This window comes from Pseudomonas sp. HR96 (assembly GCF_034059295.1).
Taxonomy (GTDB): domain Bacteria; phylum Pseudomonadota; class Gammaproteobacteria; order Pseudomonadales; family Pseudomonadaceae; genus Aquipseudomonas.
Window position 1 is genome coordinate 3,298,880 of the sequence record NZ_CP139141.1, and the last position, 16,985, is coordinate 3,315,864.

The 16,985-nt window shown below is 64.8% G+C and carries 10 protein-coding genes; 8 read left to right on the forward strand and 2 right to left on the reverse strand.

The features are described 5' to 3' along the window. Positions 1–97: 97 nt before the first annotated feature. The 3 genes from metH to SFA35_RS14790 all read left to right on the forward strand — a co-directional run bounded on the left by metH (position 98) and on the right by SFA35_RS14790 (position 6,426). The gene (gene metH, locus SFA35_RS14780) at positions 98–3,790 is read left to right on the forward strand and encodes a methionine synthase (protein ID WP_320571286.1); all 3,693 of its coding nucleotides are present in this window, start codon (positions 98–100) and stop codon (positions 3,788–3,790) included. A 505-nt stretch (positions 3,791–4,295) separates the two neighbouring features. Next, the gene (locus tag SFA35_RS14785) at positions 4,296–5,948 is read left to right on the forward strand and encodes a nitrite/sulfite reductase (protein ID WP_320571287.1); all 1,653 of its coding nucleotides are present in this window, start codon (positions 4,296–4,298) and stop codon (positions 5,946–5,948) included. Next, complete coding sequence (locus SFA35_RS14790) at positions 5,932–6,426, forward strand: DUF934 domain-containing protein (RefSeq protein ID WP_320571288.1); 495 nt, start codon at positions 5,932–5,934, stop codon at positions 6,424–6,426. The genes SFA35_RS14785 and SFA35_RS14790 overlap by 17 nt, the downstream gene beginning before the upstream one ends. A 70-nt stretch (positions 6,427–6,496) precedes the next feature. Here the strand turns inward: SFA35_RS14790 and SFA35_RS14795 are convergent, their stop codons facing one another. Next, a complete protein-coding gene (locus SFA35_RS14795) occupies positions 6,497–10,993 on the reverse strand; it encodes a dermonecrotic toxin domain-containing protein (RefSeq protein ID WP_320571289.1) in 4,497 nt (1,498 codons plus the stop codon). 89 nt (positions 10,994–11,082) lie between these two features. Continuing rightward, positions 11,083–12,105: a protease SohB gene (gene sohB / locus SFA35_RS14800; RefSeq protein ID WP_320571290.1), complete on the reverse strand. Its 1,023-nt coding sequence runs from the start codon at positions 12,103–12,105 to the stop codon at positions 11,083–11,085. Between the two features lie 244 nt (positions 12,106–12,349). Between sohB and SFA35_RS14805 the strand changes: the two genes are divergently transcribed. The 5 genes from SFA35_RS14805 (at position 12,350) to efeB (ending at position 16,968) form a co-directional block, all read left to right on the forward strand. Then, positions 12,350–13,048, forward strand: coding sequence for a histidine phosphatase family protein (locus tag SFA35_RS14805; protein WP_320571291.1), 699 nt, complete (start codon positions 12,350–12,352; stop codon positions 13,046–13,048). 51 nt (positions 13,049–13,099) lie between these two features. Beyond that, positions 13,100–13,417 (forward strand): SCP2 sterol-binding domain-containing protein, encoded by a 318-nt coding sequence (locus tag SFA35_RS14810; RefSeq protein ID WP_320571292.1) that lies wholly within the window; start codon positions 13,100–13,102, stop codon positions 13,415–13,417. Positions 13,418–13,591: 174 nt separating this feature from the next. Continuing rightward, the gene (gene efeU / locus SFA35_RS14815; protein WP_320571293.1) at positions 13,592–14,434 is read left to right on the forward strand and encodes an iron uptake transporter permease EfeU; all 843 of its coding nucleotides are present in this window, start codon (positions 13,592–13,594) and stop codon (positions 14,432–14,434) included. A 7-nt stretch (positions 14,435–14,441) separates the two neighbouring features. Next, the gene (gene efeO / locus SFA35_RS14820; protein WP_320571294.1) at positions 14,442–15,638 is read left to right on the forward strand and encodes an iron uptake system protein EfeO; all 1,197 of its coding nucleotides are present in this window, start codon (positions 14,442–14,444) and stop codon (positions 15,636–15,638) included. A gap of 19 nt (positions 15,639–15,657) precedes the next feature. Next, positions 15,658–16,968, forward strand: a complete 1,311-nt coding sequence (gene efeB, locus SFA35_RS14825; protein WP_320571295.1) for an iron uptake transporter deferrochelatase/peroxidase subunit — start codon at positions 15,658–15,660, stop codon at positions 16,966–16,968. Positions 16,969–16,985: the final 17 nt, after the last annotated feature.

Here is a 16,985-nt window from a genome sequence, read left to right on the forward strand (position 1 = left end):
TCCTGCTCATGTTCAACCGCAGGCGGTTTAAATCCTTGCAGCTTTGCTATCATTTCGCGGTTTCGCGACTCGTTTTCATCAGCCCCAGGTAGCCCTCATGTCTGACCGCAGCGCTCGTCTTCACGCCTTCAAACAAGCCCTCAAGGAACGCATCCTGATCCTCGACGGCGGCATGGGCACGATGATCCAGAGCTACAAGCTGGAGGAACAGGACTACCGCGGCGAGCGCTTCGCCGACTGGCCAAGCGACGTCAAGGGCAACAATGACCTGCTGCTGCTGAGCCGCCCGGACGTCATCGCCGCCATCGAAAAGGCCTACCTCGATGCCGGCGCCGACATTCTCGAAACCAATACCTTCAACGCCACCCAGGTGTCCCAGGCCGACTACGGCATGGAGTCGCTGGTGTACGAGTTGAACGTCCAAGGCGCCCGCGTCGCCCGTCAGGTGGCCGACGCCAAGACCCTGGAAACCCCGGACAAGCCGCGTTTCGTCGCCGGCGTGCTCGGCCCGACTTCGCGCACCTGCTCGCTGTCGCCGGACGTCAACAACCCCGGCTATCGCAACGTCACCTTCGACGAGTTGGTGGAGAACTACGCCGAGGCCACCAAGGGCCTGATCGAGGGCGGCGCCGACCTGATCCTGATCGAGACCATCTTTGACACCCTGAACGCCAAGGCTGCGATCTTCGCCGTGCAAGGGGTGTTCGAGGAGCTGGGCATCGAGCTGCCGATCATGATCTCCGGGACCATCACCGACGCTTCCGGGCGCACCCTCTCCGGCCAGACCACCGAAGCGTTCTGGAACTCGGTGGCGCACGCCAAGCCGATCTCCGTGGGCCTGAACTGCGCCCTCGGCGCCCGCGAGCTGCGGCCTTATCTGGAAGAACTGGCGAACAAGGCCGGCACCCACGTATCCGCCCACCCCAACGCCGGCCTGCCCAACGCCTTCGGCGAATACGACGAACTGCCGGCGCAGACTGCCGAGGTCATCGAGGAATTCGCCCAGAGCGGCTTTCTGAATATCGTCGGCGGCTGCTGCGGCACCACCCCGGCGCACATCGAGGCGATTGCCAAGGCCGTCGCCGGCTATGCTCCGCGCGCCATTCCCGAGATACCCAAGGCCTGCCGCCTGTCGGGCCTGGAGCCGTTCACCATCGACCGCAGCTCGCTGTTCGTCAACGTAGGTGAGCGCACCAACATCACAGGTTCAGCCAAATTCGCCCGGCTGATCCGCGAGGAGAACTACACCGAGGCGCTGGAAGTGGCCTTGCAACAGGTCGAAGCCGGCGCCCAGGTGATCGACATCAACATGGACGAGGGCATGCTCGATTCGAAGAAGGCCATGGTCACCTTCCTCAATCTGATCGCCGGCGAACCGGACATCTCCCGGGTGCCGATCATGATCGACTCCTCAAAGTGGGAAGTGATCGAGGCCGGCCTCAAGTGCATCCAGGGCAAGGGCATCGTCAACTCGATCAGCATGAAGGAAGGCGTCGAGCAGTTCATTCACCACGCCAGGCTGTGCAAGCGCTACGGCGCTGCCGTGGTGGTGATGGCGTTCGACGAAGCCGGCCAGGCCGACACCGAGGCGCGCAAGAAGGAAATCTGCAAGCGCTCCTACGACATTCTCGTCGATGAAGTGGGCTTCCCGCCGGAAGACATCATCTTCGACCCGAACATCTTCGCCGTGGCCACCGGCATCGAGGAGCACAACAATTACGCGGTCGACTTCATCAACGCCTGTGCCTACATCCGCGACCACCTGCCCTACGCCTTGAGCAGCGGCGGCGTGTCCAATGTGTCGTTCTCGTTTCGCGGCAACAACCCGGTGCGCGAGGCGATCCACTCGGTGTTTCTGCTGTACGCCATCCGCAACGGCCTGACCATGGGCATCGTCAACGCCGGCCAGCTGGAGATCTACGACCAGATCCCCGCCGAGCTGCGCGACCGCGTCGAGGACGTGGTGCTCAACCGCACGCCGGAGGGCACCGACGCGCTGCTGGCCATCGCCGACAAGTACAAGGGCGACGGCAGCGTCAAGGAAGCCGAGACCGAGGAATGGCGCGGCTGGCCGGTCAACCAGCGCCTGGAGCATGCCCTGGTCAAGGGCATCACCACGCACATCGTCGAAGACACCGAAGAATCGCGGCAGTCGTTCAAGCGCCCGATCGAAGTCATCGAAGGCCCGCTGATGTCGGGCATGAACATCGTCGGCGACCTGTTTGGCTCGGGCAAGATGTTCCTGCCCCAGGTGGTCAAGTCGGCGCGGGTGATGAAGCAGGCCGTGGCGCACCTGATTCCGTTCATTGAACTGGAAAAAGGCGACAAGCCGGAGGCCAAGGGCAAGATCCTCATGGCCACGGTCAAGGGCGACGTGCACGACATCGGCAAGAACATCGTCGGCGTGGTGCTCGGTTGCAACGGCTATGACATCGTCGACCTCGGCGTCATGGTCCCGGCCGAAAAGATTCTCCAGGTGGCGCGCGAGCAGAAGTGCGACATCATCGGCCTGTCCGGTTTGATCACGCCGTCACTGGACGAGATGGTCCACGTCGCCCGGGAAATGCAGCGCCAGGACTTCCACCTGCCACTGATGATCGGCGGCGCGACCACCTCCAAGGCCCACACTGCGGTGAAGATCGAACCGCGGTACAGCAATGACGCAGTCATCTACGTCACCGACGCCTCGCGTGCGGTGGGCGTGGCCACCCAGTTGCTGTCCAGGGAACTGAAGGCCGGCTTCGTCGAGCGCACTCGCCTGGAATATATCGAAGTGCGCGAACGCACCGCCAACCGCAGCGCCCGTACCGAGCGCCTGGGCTACGAGCAGGCGATCGCCGCCAAGGCCAATTTCGACTGGGCCGGCTACACGCCGGTCAAGCCCAGCTTCACCGGCGCGCGGGTGCTGGACGATATCGACCTCAACGTGCTGGCCGAGTACATCGACTGGACGCCGTTCTTCATCTCCTGGGACCTGGCCGGCAAGTTCCCGCGCATCCTCACCGACGAGGTGGTCGGCGAAGCGGCCACCGCGCTGTATGCCGATGCCCGTCAGATGCTGCGCAAGCTGATCGACGAAAAGCTCATCAGCGCCCGCGCCGTGTTCGGCTTCTGGCCGGCCAACCAGGTCGATCACGACGACATCCAGTTGTTCGACGACGCCGGCCAGCCACTCAAGCGCCTGCATCACCTGCGCCAGCAAACCTTGAAGACCGACGGCAAGCCCAACTTTTCCCTGGCCGACTTCGTCGCGCCGGCAGGCAGCGGGATTACCGATTACGTCGGCGGCTTCATTACCACCGCCGGCATCGGCGCCGAAGAAGTGGCCAAGGCCTACCAGGACAAGGGCGACGACTACAACTCGATCATGGTCAAGGCCCTGGCAGACCGCCTCGCCGAGGCCTGCGCCGAGTGGCTGCACCAGCAGGTGCGCAAGCAGCACTGGGGCTACGACAAGGACGAGCAGCTGGACAACGACGCGCTGATCAAGGAGCAGTACAAGGGCGTGCGCCCTGCCCCGGGCTACCCGGCCTGCCCGGACCACACCGAGAAAGGCGTGCTGTTCGAGCTGCTCGACCAGGATGGCCAGAGTGGCGTGACCTTGACCGAGCACTACGCGATGTTCCCGGCGGCCGCGGTCAGCGGCTGGTATTTCGCCCATCCGCAGGCGCAATATTTCGCCGTGGGCAAGATCGACCGCGATCAGGTGCAGAGCTATTCGCGGCGCAAGGGCCAGGAGGTGGCCGTGACCGAGCGCTGGCTGGCGCCGAATCTGGGGTACGACAATTAATCCACGACTCCCGGATGTGGATGCGTGGGAGGGGGCAGAGCCCCCGAGCTCTTGATCTTCATTTGCACAGATTTGCACAGATTTGCACAGATCAAAACATCGGGGGCTTTGCCCCCTCCCACACAGGCAGCAACCACCCAAACCTCAATGATGGCTGACCCAGAACAAGGCTGCCCCCACGACCACCACGATCATGAACAGGATGGCCCAGGCATCGGTGTGACTGGCAGGTTTGCGGCTTTTCAAAGGATGGCTCATCGGCTGTCTCTCTTGTTTTTATGGGCTTTCATAGCGTTTGGTACGCCCGTACCAGTTAAGCCCAGGCGTACCCTTTATACAAACCAGGTGATCGCCATCCGTCCTTATCGATTTCAGCTATGAGCTTATCGTTAAAGTTCACTTTTACGAATATTAGCCAGGCTGTATATTTTCTCGGCTCCGTCGGGAGTGCGCGGCCGTGCGCGCTGATGCGATCTATAACAGCCTGAGAACACACAGGATAATCATGTACGTTTACGACGAGTACGATCAACGGATCATCGAGGACCGCGTCAAGCAGTTCCGCGATCAGACCCGCCGGTATCTGGCAGGCGAGTTGAGCGAAGAGGAATTCCGCCCCCTGCGCCTGCAGAACGGCCTGTACATCCAGCGCTTCGCGCCCATGCTGCGCGTTGCCGTGCCCTATGGCCAGCTGACTTCGCGGCAGACGCGGATGATGGCCAAGATCGCCCGTGACTACGACAAGGGTTATGCCCACATCAGCACCCGGCAGAACGTGCAGTTCAACTGGCCGGCCGTGGAAGACATCCCCGATATTCTCGCCGAGCTGGCCACCGTGCAGATGCACGCCATCCAGACCAGTGGCAACTGCCTGCGCAACGTCACCACCGACCAGTTCGCCGGGGTCGCCGCCGACGAGCTGATCGACCCGCGCCCCTGGTGCGAAATCGTCCGCCAGTGGACCACCTTCCACCCGGAATTCGCCTACCTGCCGCGCAAGTTCAAGATCGCCGTGAACGGCGCCAGCCGCGACCGTGCGGCCATCGAAGTGCACGACATCGGCCTTGAGCCGGTGCACAACGCCGCCGGCGAGCTGGGTTTCCGTGTATTGGTCGGTGGCGGCCTGGGCCGCACCCCCGTGGTCGGCGCCTTCATCAACGAGTTCCTGCCGTGGCAGGACCTGTTGAGCTACCTGGACGCCATTCTGCGGGTCTATAACCGCTATGGCCGTCGTGACAACAAGTACAAGGCGCGCATCAAGATCCTGGTCAAGGCGCTGACCCCTGAAGTATTCGCCGCCAAGGTCGACGCCGAGATGGAGCACCTGCGCGGTGGCAGCACCACCTTGACCGAGGCGGAGCTTGAGCGCGTGGCCCGGCACTTCGTCGACCCGGCCTACAAGGCTCTGACCAACATCGACTTCAGCGCCCTGGAAGCCGAGCATCCTGGTTTTGCCCGCTGGCGCTCGCGCAACACCCTGGCGCACAAGCAGCCGGGTTACGTCGCAGTGACCCTGTCGCTCAAGCCCACCGGCGTGGCCCCGGGCGACCTGACCGACAAGCAGCTGGACGCCGTGGCGGACCTGGCCGAACGCTACAGCTTCGGCCAGCTGCGCACCTCCCACGAGCAGAACATCATTCTTGCCGACGTCGAACAGAGCCAGTTGCACGCGCTGTGGCTGGAACTGCGCGAAGGCGGCTTCGCCACGCCGAACATCGGCCTGCTGACCGACATCATCTGCTGCCCGGGTGGCGACTTCTGCTCGCTGGCCAACGCCAAGTCGATACCGATCGCCGAGTCGATCCAGCGCCGCTTCGACGACCTCGACTACCTGTTCGACATCGGCGAGCTGGACCTGAACATCTCCGGCTGCATGAACGCCTGCGGCCACCACCACGTCGGCCACATCGGCATCCTTGGCGTGGACAAGAAAGGCGAAGAGTTCTATCAGGTCTCCCTGGGTGGCAGCGCCAGCCGCGACGCCAGCCTGGGCAAGATCCTCGGCCCGTCCTTCGCCCAGGAGGCCATGCCCGATGTGATCTCCAAACTCATCGACGTGTACGTGGAAAAACGCACCGAAGACGAGCGCTTCATCGACACCTACCAGCGAATCGGCATTGATCCTTTCAAGGAGCGCGTCTATGCAGCGAATCATTAAGAACAACGCCGTCGTCGACGAGACCTGGCACCTGCTGCCCAAGGACGCGACCCTCGACGGCATCAGCAACTGCGACGACCTGATCGTGCCCCTGGCGCTGTGGCGTGAGCACGGTCACGCGCTCAAGGCCCGCGACGGCGGCCTCGGCGTGTGGCTGGACGCGGACGAAGAAGCCGAAGAGATTGGCGAGAGCGTCGCCGACTTTCAGGTGATTGCCCTGAATTTTCCGGCCTTCACGGATGGTCGCAACTATTCCAACGCGCGTCTGCTGCGCGATCGCTACGGCTTCAAAGGCGAACTGCGGGCCATTGGCGACGTACTGCGCGACCAGCTGTTCTATCTGCACCGCTGCGGTTTCGATGCCTTCGCCTTGCGCGCTGACAAGGACCCCTATGAAGCCCTGGAAAGCCTGAAGGACTTCTCGGTGACCTACCAGGCCGCCACGGATCAGCCGCTGCCGCTGTTCCGCCGGCGCTGAGCCGACCGGCCTGGCGTCGAGGCCGACGGCCCCATCGCGAGCAGGCTTTGCTCGCGATGGGGCCGCTGGGTCAGCCCACCAGTTGCGCTGTCAACCGCGCATACGCCGCCATCTCGGCCGTTGCCTGACCCGCCAGCAACACCTGTCGCAACGTATCGTCCTCCAGCGCACTGAGTGCCACCCGTTGACTGACCCCGCCGACTGCCCAGACCCGATCGGGATACAGCTCGGCCAGACGAGCCAGTACCTCTGGCGCTACGGTGGGCAGTGACGTCCCCTCGCGGCTCAACTCATACAGATACTGCTGCCCTTGCAACCAGGGCTGCCGCGCCAGGCTCAACGCCTCTGGCGAGCGCCGTGCAAGCAGGTCGCGCCACCATGCCTGGTCCACCAGCCAATCGCGCAGACGCTGATCGCCCATGCGCTCCTCGACATAGGCCTGCACTCGGTCCAACTGTTCGGCCGAGGTGACCTGCGGGTAAAGCATGCGCTCGCCCTGGGGCGGCAGTTGCAGACGAACCTGCAGGTCGAGGCGAAAGCGCAGGCGCACCTCGGCTTCGTCGGTTGCCAAGGGCTGCGCCGCCAGCAGCGGTTCGTCCAGTGTGCTCAAAAGTGCGTCCGCGGTCGTCGAACCCGCATTGCGGGCCGCACTCCAGGCATAACGCCCCCGCACCACCTGCATGGCTGCCTCATCCACCAGCTCGGCGCGCAACATACCGCGCGCCAGGTCCAGCAACGGCTGCAAAGGTGCTGCGGCACTGGCGGACTGGGCGCTCGCACGAAACACCAGCAATAGCGCTTCGCAGCGGTTCATCAGCAACTGCAGGCCGTCGCCACAGGTCGTCATCGCCTCCTCGCCCAGATCGAAAAACGCCGCGCGCAAATGCGTCAAGCCTTGCACGTCCGCGGCCGCCGCAGGCTCGGTGATGGCCTGCACCAGTCGCTGGGCGCGCTCGCGGCCTGCCACCGGGTCGCGCTGGAACGAGGCCATGTCTTCGGCGCGGTCCAGCGCCCCGAGGAAATGGCGCGCCTGCGGCTCGCTGCGCAGCGCCTGCACACTGTCACGCAGGGCTGGCGAGGCGCCCCCCAGCCAGCTCGGCGCCGACGAGCCGGGCAACCCATGCAGGCCGAGGTTGGCTTGCCGAGAATTGATCCGCAGCGCGCTGTCCAGACGCTGCGCACTGGCCGCATCGAGCTGCTCCGGGGAGAGGCTCAGCGAGCGCAGCGGCCGGCGGAAGAAGGCCAGCGACGCCAATTCCGGGAGCTGCACGATAGGATTATATTGCAGCCATACCGAGCGCAACGGGCCACCCGGCAGCGCCATCAACTCGGTCAGCCCCGGCGGCCACTGGCTCAAGCCACAGTCGCGCAGGTCGAGCAACTGCAGCGCGTGCAACTGACTGACATCGGGCGCGAGGCCCAACGGATTCAAATGCAGGTCGAGCAACTCCAGCGCCTGCATGCTGGAGATGAGCTCGAGGATCTGCGGCGTCAGCACCAGACGATTATTGCCCAGCCACAGTCGCTCCAGATGGGGCAATGCCCGCAGCGCCTGCCAATGTTCCAGGGTGAAATCCGCGTTGACGTTGCTCAGCCCTATTTCGCGCAGCTGAGTCATGCCCGACAGGCTTTGCAGTGCGGGCAAGGGCGGTGGCTCCGGATGGTCGCCCATGATCAGGAACTCCAGGCGGGTCAACTGGCGCAGTGGTTCGAACATCTGCGCAGTGGCCAGCAACGGATTTTCGTCAACGCTCAGGCCCGTCAGTTCAGTGAGCTGCGCCACGGCGGGAGGAATGCGGGTCAGCGCATTGCCCTGCAGCTCCAGCACACTGACCTGGGCAAAGCCTCTGAGAAATCCCGAGGGGTCGCCATGCAGGCCCATGTCGGCGAGCGCCAGCGTCTGGATATGGGAGAAGTCGGCGTTCAGATGCGGCAAGCTGCCGACCTGCCGGCCCGACAGGTCCAGGTCCCAGGTCGGGGCCTGGTCGGGATGATTGATCACGCTGGTTTCACGCCGCCAGGCGGCGCGGATGTCCTGGGCGACCCATTGGCGGTCGAGAGCGGCGACCGGGCGCTGCACGCCTTGACTGTCAATCCACTCAGAGCCGCGGGCGACCCATTGCTGCAATTGCTCGGTGAGTGCCTGGTATTCCAGCTCGCGCAACTGGATGGCGTGCTGCGGGTCGGCGCCAAGCTCATCGAGCAACTGATTGAAGTGGGCGTCGCTGACGTGCGGGTACAGCACCCGCAAGCGTTCGGCAACCGTGCTCGGCGCTGCGGCGGCCGGCTCAGGCAGCGGCGCACCGCGTCCGCTCAGCGGGTAGCCGAGCAGGCCGTTGGCGCTGCGCGCTGGCGGTCGCAGCCAAGGTAGCCAGCGCTGTTGCCCGAGCACGGCGGCGGCCTGTTCAGGGTGGCTTGTCGCGTACTCATGAATGGCGATGCGCAACGCATCAGGCTCGCTGCCTGCAGGCTCAGGCAGATGGCCGCGCAGCCCCTGTATCAGCAGCGCACTGTCGGCACGCGCCGTGGCGGGCAACCAGAGGCCATCGATGGCCTGCTGCAAGCGCCAGTCACGCAGCGCATGGTGGGCTTGCTCGGCCTGGCGCAGCGGTACTCGCCCGGCGAGAAGGAGCCTGCGCTCGGACGCTGTTGCACCCTCGACGATCTCCTCGGCAAGGCTGGCCGGCAACCCGCCGAAATCGCGCCGCAGCGTTTTCCCGGCCTGGCTTTCGCTGACCGGCGGCGCCAGGCGCGCGGCGGCGAAGCTGATGCTGCCCGATGACTCATCCACCCGCCGCTGCGCCTGGGCATCTGCCAGCGCTTCGCGCAGCAGCGCCGGCAGGGGCCGTTGCTGGCGGTGCAGATCGCGCAGGCCGGCATCGGAGAGCTGCGCGCTGCGCTGCAAACGTTGCAACGTCAGGTCATCCAGGCCGTCCACCAGCGTGCCCAGTCGGCGCATCGATGCCTGCGCACTCCAGCGTGCGACCGCCTGATGATGCGCGGCCCAACGGGATCGGCTGACCAGTTGCGTCTGGCCCGGAGCACTGCGCAGCGGCCGCAGGCTTTCGAGTATGGGCGCTGGCCGGATCACCCACGCAGCCCCGGCGGCCACGGCGACGCTGGCGATGGTCTGTGCGATGTCCTTGAAATGCGCCAGTGCTTCCACGTGTTGACTGTGCTGCCACTCATCGACACCCACTACCAGGTCGCCGAGCAGTTGCGTGGCCAGCGCTCCCAGCAATACCACACCGAGCCCTGGCACGAAGAAACCCGCAAGGTTGGCGGCATTCATGCCCACCGACTGCCATAGCACCAGGCGCGCCTCACGGGCCTGGCGATCTTCATCTTCGTTGGGCACTACCAGCCCGCGCGCGTCGGCCAGCACTGCGCCGACCTGGCGCCGGGTCCACCAGGGCAGCAGTGGACCGGACTGCGGGTAGGCGCGCAGCTTGAGGTCAGCCTGGGGATCGTTGGCGCGCAGCTCGTCGCCGGGGTTCAGCGCCCAGAACGGCAGTGGGGTCAAGGTGTTGCGCAGCCGTAGGGCAAAGTCGGCGCGCTCGGCGAGCGCCACCAGCCCCATGAAGTACGCCAGGAACGCGGGTTGGCGCAGCCGCTCGCGCAGGTGATCGGCGCAGGCCTGCAGGGAGTCGTACTCGCGCACGGGATGCTGCGGGTCGCCAGGCAGGTACAGCACGCAGGCGTCCTGGCCGCTCAGATTGGCCTGGATCAGCACGGCTCGCTGCAGCGCTATGCCGGGCTGGCTCAAGGAGCCCAGCAAGCGCAGCTCACAGGCCTGCACGGGGTGGCCCAGCCATTGGTCGCTGCCGCCAGTCATTTGCAGCGATCCCAGCAACGCGGCATAAGCCGGCTCGCTGAGCCACTGGCGCAGGCGCGCACTCTCGGCGTGCAGACGCATGTCGTGCGCCGCATTGGTCAGCAGGATGGCATTGGCCTCGGGGGTGCCAAGGAGACCCTGCAGGTGGCGCTGATAGCGCGCGCCGAGGTCAAGCTCACGGCAGATCGAGGCGAATTCATGGGGTGCGATGGCGATCAACCGAGCGGGGTCGTACCAGGGGCCCTGGCCGTATTCATCGAAGGGTTTGAAGGCACCCGCCTCCAGCACGGCAGAACCCTGCTCGAACGCGCCCTGGGTGGTTTCGCCGAGTTCGAAATTGGCCATGGCGGCGTCGACCAGCGTCTGCACGGCGATGGTCACCTTGGTTCGGGCGGTTTGCGCCTCGCCGACGTAGCGCAGCGGCACATTGCCCGTCAGCTCCCTGTGACGCTGCAACCGCCACAGTTGCGCGCTGCCGACGTCGACCTGGCGGTTGAAGCGGCTGCGCAGTGCCCGGGTCAGCAGCGGCTCGACAAAGGCCACAGGCTCCAGGACCTGGCGCATCAGCGAGTCCGCGGCACTGCTGGAGGCGAGGCTGGCCTCCAGCGCGGCGTGCCACGCCAGGCGGCGGTCCGCAGTGGCGCTGCCCAGCCAGGCCGGCACCTGGGCAGCGAGGAGGTCGAAATAAAGCGGCTGAGCGCTACCAGGAGAAGTGCTGGAGGGGGTGTTCATCGGACAGCTCCACTGCAGAAATGACGTTGCAGTGGAGCAGTCGCGCAGCGGTAGGTGGCGCTACAAGCTTATGGCTGACGGCTTACGTTTTACCAGAAACGCTGCTGGCTGAGCTTGCTCCAGGCGCGCACGGCAAGGTCCTCCACCGAGGCGCTGGCAGCCATGCCAACCCGCTCCTGCAGGCTTTTGCGCTCGGCGTAGTGCAGGTGATAGAGCTCGGCGCTCTTGGCCCGTTCGGCGAGGTACTCGTCGCTGGTCTTCAACTCGTCGACCAGCTGCTTGTCGATGGCAGCCACGCCGAGCCACACTTCGCCAGTTGCCACGTCGTCGATCGCCAGTTGCGGCCGATAGTGGGCCACGAAGCTCTTGAACAGGCGGTGGGTGATGTCGAGGTCCTGCTGGAACTTCTCGCGGCCCTTCTCGGTGTTCTCGCCGAACACGGTCAGGGTGCGCTTGTATTCACCGGCGGTCAGCACTTCGAAATCGATGTCGTGCTTCTTCAGCAGGTTGTGCACGTTGGGCAACTGCGCGACCACGCCGATCGAGCCGAGAATGGCGAAAGGGGCGCTGATGATCTTCTCGCCGATGCAGGCCATCATGTAGCCGCCGCTGGCGGCCACCTTGTCGATGCAGATGGTCAGCGGCACGCCGGCCTGACGGATGCGCGCCAGCTGCGAGGAGGCCAATCCATAGCTGTGGACCATGCCGCCGCCGCTTTCCAGGCGCAGCACCACTTCATCCTTGGGCGTGGCCAGGGTCAGCAGCGCGGTGATCTCCTGGCGCAGGCTCTCGGTGGCCGACGCCTTGATGTCGCCATTGAAGTCGAGCACGAACACGCGCCCCTTGTTTTCGGGGCTTTTCTTGAGTTTCTTCTCGCTCTTGCCCTGCTGCTTGCGCAGCACCTTGAGCTGATCCTTGTCGAGCAGCGCGGCTTCCAGGCGCTCGCGCAGGCCCTTGTAGAAGTCGTTGAGCTTGACCACCTGCAACTGCCCAGCCGTCTTGCGCCGGCCCTTGCTGCGCAGCGAAGCGATAACCACCAGCACCACCACAATGGCCACCACCAGGGTGACGGTACGCGCCAGAAAACCTGCGTAGTCGGCAAGAAAATCCACGGTGACTCCTTAAAGTTGCCAGATATGCTCTTGGCCAGCCGGAACATTTGCCCAGGGCCGAATCGATCAAGCATACCGACAGCACGGCGCGCCTGCCAGCCGTGTGTGTTGCCGCCCTTGACCGACGGCGGCGAGGGCTCTTAAACAAGCCTTTCAAACGCATGTATGAATTTCGATTGACAGGCTGCCGACGGCGCCCCTACCCTGCGCAAACTTTCTTTCAAAGTGCCAGGATCGTGCGGACGTGGGCAGCATCTATCTGATCAGACATGGCCAGGCCTCATTCGGCGCCGCAGATTACGACGTGCTGTCGAGTGTCGGCGTGCGTCAGGCCCAGGTGGTCGGCGCCCACCTGGCCGCCCTGGGGGTGCGTTTCGATCGCTGCCTGGCCGGCACCCTGCGCCGGCAGCAGGACACCGCGCGGCTGGCGCTGGCCGAGTTGGGCGAAGCCCCGGCGCTGGAGACCGATCCGGCGTTCGATGAGTTCGACGCCGAAGGTCTGGTGCGAGGCCTGCTGCCACTGCTGTTGGTCAACGAACCCCAGGCCCTCGAGGTCATGCGCAATGCCGCGCTCAACCGCAACGAGTTCCAGCGCCTGTTCGCCCTGCTGGTCGAGCACTGGCTGGACGGCAGCCGTGACCCGGCCGGCCTGGAAGGCTGGGCCGGCTTTCTCGGCCGGGTCGAGGCCGGGCTGCAGCGGGTTCTCGACAACGCCGCCAAGGGCGACAATGTAGCCATCTTCACCTCCGGCGGCGTCATCACCGCCCTGCTCCACCTCATCACCGGTATGCCTGCCAGCCGCGCCTTCGAGGCCAACTGGCAGATCGTCAACACTTCGCTCAGCGTGCTCAAGTTCCGCGGCCGCGAAGTCAGCCTGGCCAGCTTCAACAGCGACACCCACCTGCAATTGACCCGAGCGCCGGAACTGCTCACCTGGCGATGAGCGCCGGCGCGACTTTTTTCAACCCGCAACAACCTGCACAAGGATCGACCCATGAGCTCCGTAGCCGATGCCGTACAAAAGATGCAAGCCAAGTTCAACCCAGCTGCCGCTGCCGGCCTGGACCTGGTGTTCGGTTTCAACATCACCGACGAAGACAAGCACTACTCGTTGGCCGTCAAGGACAGCCAGTGCGATCTGAAGCAAGGTGAGAACCCGGATGCCAACGTTACCCTGATCATGGACAGCGAAACCCTCAAAAACATCGTCAGCGGTGAAACCGACGGCATGCAGGCTTTCATGGGCGGCAAGTTGCGCCTGGAAGGCGACATGATGCTGGCGATGAAGCTGAGCGACCTGTTCCCGGTCTGATCGTTGCAGTGAGAGGGGGCACCTCTTCAGGGCCTTGCCCCCTCCCACTCCAGACACCCGCTTTCGCTGTAAATGATTCCCAGCCCCATTCCATGAAATTAAAGGGAATCTATTCAATAATGAGTATCATTATGTTAAAACATAGCACCTTATAGATTCTCACTGTGGTGCTCTGTGCTCGTTCCATTCTTGATCATGCTGCGCGAAGGGATTGAAGCCGCGCTCATCGTTGGCATCATTGCCAGTTACCTCAAGCAGACCGGCCGTGGCCAGTGGATGCCCGCCGTCTGGGTCGGGGTATTTCTCGCCGGCGCGCTCGCCCTGCTGGTCGGTGGCGGCCTGGAACTGGTCAGCGCCGAATTCCCGCAAAAGCAGCAGGAACTCTTCGAAGGCCTGGTCGGCCTGTTCGCCGTAGTCATCCTCACCTCCATGGTGTTCTGGATGCGCAAGGTCGCTCGGTCGGTCAAACAATCTCTGCAGGCCTCACTGGAGCAAGCACTGGGCAACTCGCGCAACCAGGTCTGGGCATTGATCGCCATGGTCTTCTTCGCCGTGGCCCGCGAAGGCCTGGAAACGGTGTTCTTCCTGCTCGCGGTGTTCCAGCAGAGCGAAGGCGCCAGCGGCCCCCTCGGTGCGCTGTTGGGTCTGCTCGTGGCCGTCGCGGTGGGCGTGGCGCTCTACAAAGGCAGCCTGCGCATGAACCTGAACCTGTTCTTCCGCTGGACCGGGCTGTTCATTCTCGTGGTCGCCGCCGGCGTGCTCGCCAACTCGGTCATGGCCCTGCATGAGGCCGGCCTGTGGAATCACCTGCAGGATGTGGTCTTCGACATCAGTGCAACGCTGCCGATGGACGGCCCGACCGGGTCGGTGCTGGCCGGCATGTTCGGCTATCAGGACGCCCCGACGGTCAGCGTATTGAGCGCCTACGTGCTCTACCTGGTGATTACCCTGGCCCTGTTCTTCATGCCCGCCACCGCCCACGCGGCGGGCAAAACCACTTCCGTTTCCCATTCGTAAGGCTCACATGTCCAACCCCACTCCTGGCATGCCGCCCCGCGCCATGCGTTTCGCCGTGATCGGTTCGGCGGTCGTGCTGATCGCGGCCGGCGGCCTGTTCTACTACGCCTCCAAGACGGCTTCGGCCAAGCGCCAGGCCAATGCCGGTGACGAGATCGTCGTCAATATCCACCCCAAGAGCTGCGAGCCCAACGCCCTCACCGTGCCCGCCGGGCGCGCAGCGTTTCGCATCGTGAACAAATCCGAGCGCGCCGTGGAATGGGAGATCCTCGACGGTGTGCTGGTGGTCGAGGAGCGCGAAAACATCGCCCCGGGCCTCAGCCAGGTGATCAACGCCAACCTGCAGCCGGGCGACTACGCCATTACCTGCGGGCTGCTCAGCAACCCGCGCGGCACCCTGCACGTGACCCCGACCGCCGCATCCGACGCGGCCGCCAAGGCCCGGCCATCGATGGTTGCGTTCATCGGTCCGCTGTCGGAATTTCGCGTGTACCTGAGCAGCCAGAGCAATGGCTTGATCCACGCCGTCGACGACCTGGCGCAGGCCATCGCCGCCGGTGACATCAACCAGGCGCGCGCCCTCTACCTGCCCGCCCGCAGCGCCTACGGGCGCCTGGCCCCGGCGGCCCAGCGCCTGGCCGAACTGGACAACGGCATCAACGCCCGCGCCGACTACTTCGAGAAACGCGAGCAGGACGCCCAATTCGGCGGCTTCCACCGCATCGAATTCGGCCTGTTCCAGCGCAACAGCCTTGAGGGCCTGACCCCGGTCGCGCAGAAACTGCAGGCCGACGTCGCCACCCTCAAGACCGACCTGCTGGCCCAGACCCTGCCGCCCGAGCAGCTGGTCGGTATCGTCGCCCGCAACATCCACAGCCTGGCCGACGTGCGCACCAATGGCGAGGAAGAGCGCTACAGCCACATCGACCTGAACGGCTTCGCCGCCAACCTTGAGGTGACCCGCAAGGTGGTCGACCTGCTGCGCCCGGTGCTGGCCAAGTCGGCCGCCGACCTGCTGCCCAAGGTCGACGCCGCCACCGCTGCGCTGGACGGCCAGTTGAATGCCCTCAAGGGCAGCGATGGCCAGTACACCTCCTACGACAAGGTCGGCCCCGATCAGCGCAAGCAGATCGCCGACAAGGCCAAGGCTCTGGCCGACGTACTCGATGGAATCGATCCCGCCCTCGGCCTTTCCGGCCTGTAATTGCAGAACGAACCGACAGATGAGCGATAACCAGAAACCTACCTGCCCCGTCGACCCGCAGCGCCGCCGCGTGCTGATGGGCCTCGGCGCCGCCGGCGTCGCGCTGGCGGGCAGCGGGCTGAGCTGCCCGGCCATGGCCGGGTCGGCCCCGGCCCAGGTGACCGAAGCCCCGAAGAGCGAAAAGACCCACGACGCCCACGAGTACCAGGGCACGCACCAGTCGGGCATCGTCACGCCGCGCCCGGCCGCCGGCATGATGGTCGCCTTCGACGTGCTGGCCAGCGACCGCGAAGACCTGGAGCGGCTGTTCCGTACCCTCGACGAGCGCATCAGGTTCCTCATGGCCGGCGGCACCGTGCCCCAGGTCGACCCCAAGCTGCCCCCCACCGACTCGGGCATCCTCGGCCCGGTGGTTGCACCGGACAACCTGACCATCACTGTCTCGGTGGGTCATTCGCTGTTCGACGAGCGCTTCGGCCTGGCCCAGGCCAAGCCCAAGCGGCTGAGCCGCATGGTCGGCTTTCCCAACGATGCCCTGGAAGAAGCCCAGTGCCACGGCGACCTGACCCTGCAGTTCTGCTCCAACACCCCGGACACCAACATCCACGCCCTGCGCGACATCGTCAAGAACATGCCTGACCTGCTGTTCGTGCGCTGGAAACAGGAAGGCAGCGTGCCGCCGCAGGCGCCGCTGCAGCCGGGCGAACCGGCGCAGAGCGCGCGCAATTTCCTCGGCTTTCGCGATGGCTCGGCCAACCCCGACTCCAACGATGCCAAGGCCATGGACGCGCTGGTGTGGGTGCAACCCGGCAGCGACGAGCCGGCCTGGGCCGCCCACGGCAGCTACCAGGCGGTGCGCATCATCCGCAACTTCGTCGAACGCTGGGACCGCACGCCCCTGCAGGAGCAGGAGAGCATCTTCGGCCGCCACAAGGCCACCGGCGCGCCCATGGGCGGCCAGGTCGAAACCGAGGTGCCGGACTACAGCAAGGACCCGGAAGGCAAGCTGACCAAGCTCGATGCGCACATCCGCCTGGCCAACCCGCGCACCCCCGAATCGCAGGCCAATCTGATCCTGCGCCGGCCGTTCAACTACTCCAACGGCGTGAACAAGAACGGCCAGCTGGACATGGGCCTGTTGTTCATCTGCTACCAGGCCGACCTGGAAAAAGGCTTCATCACCGTGCAGACGCGCCTCAATGGCGAACCCCTGGAGGAATACCTCAAGCCTTGCGGTGGCGGCTATTTCTTCACTCTGCCCGGCGTTGTCGGCGATCAGGATTTCATCGGTCGCTCATTGCTCGATGCCACTAGAAAAACAACCGCATAACCACTTGACCAATCGGG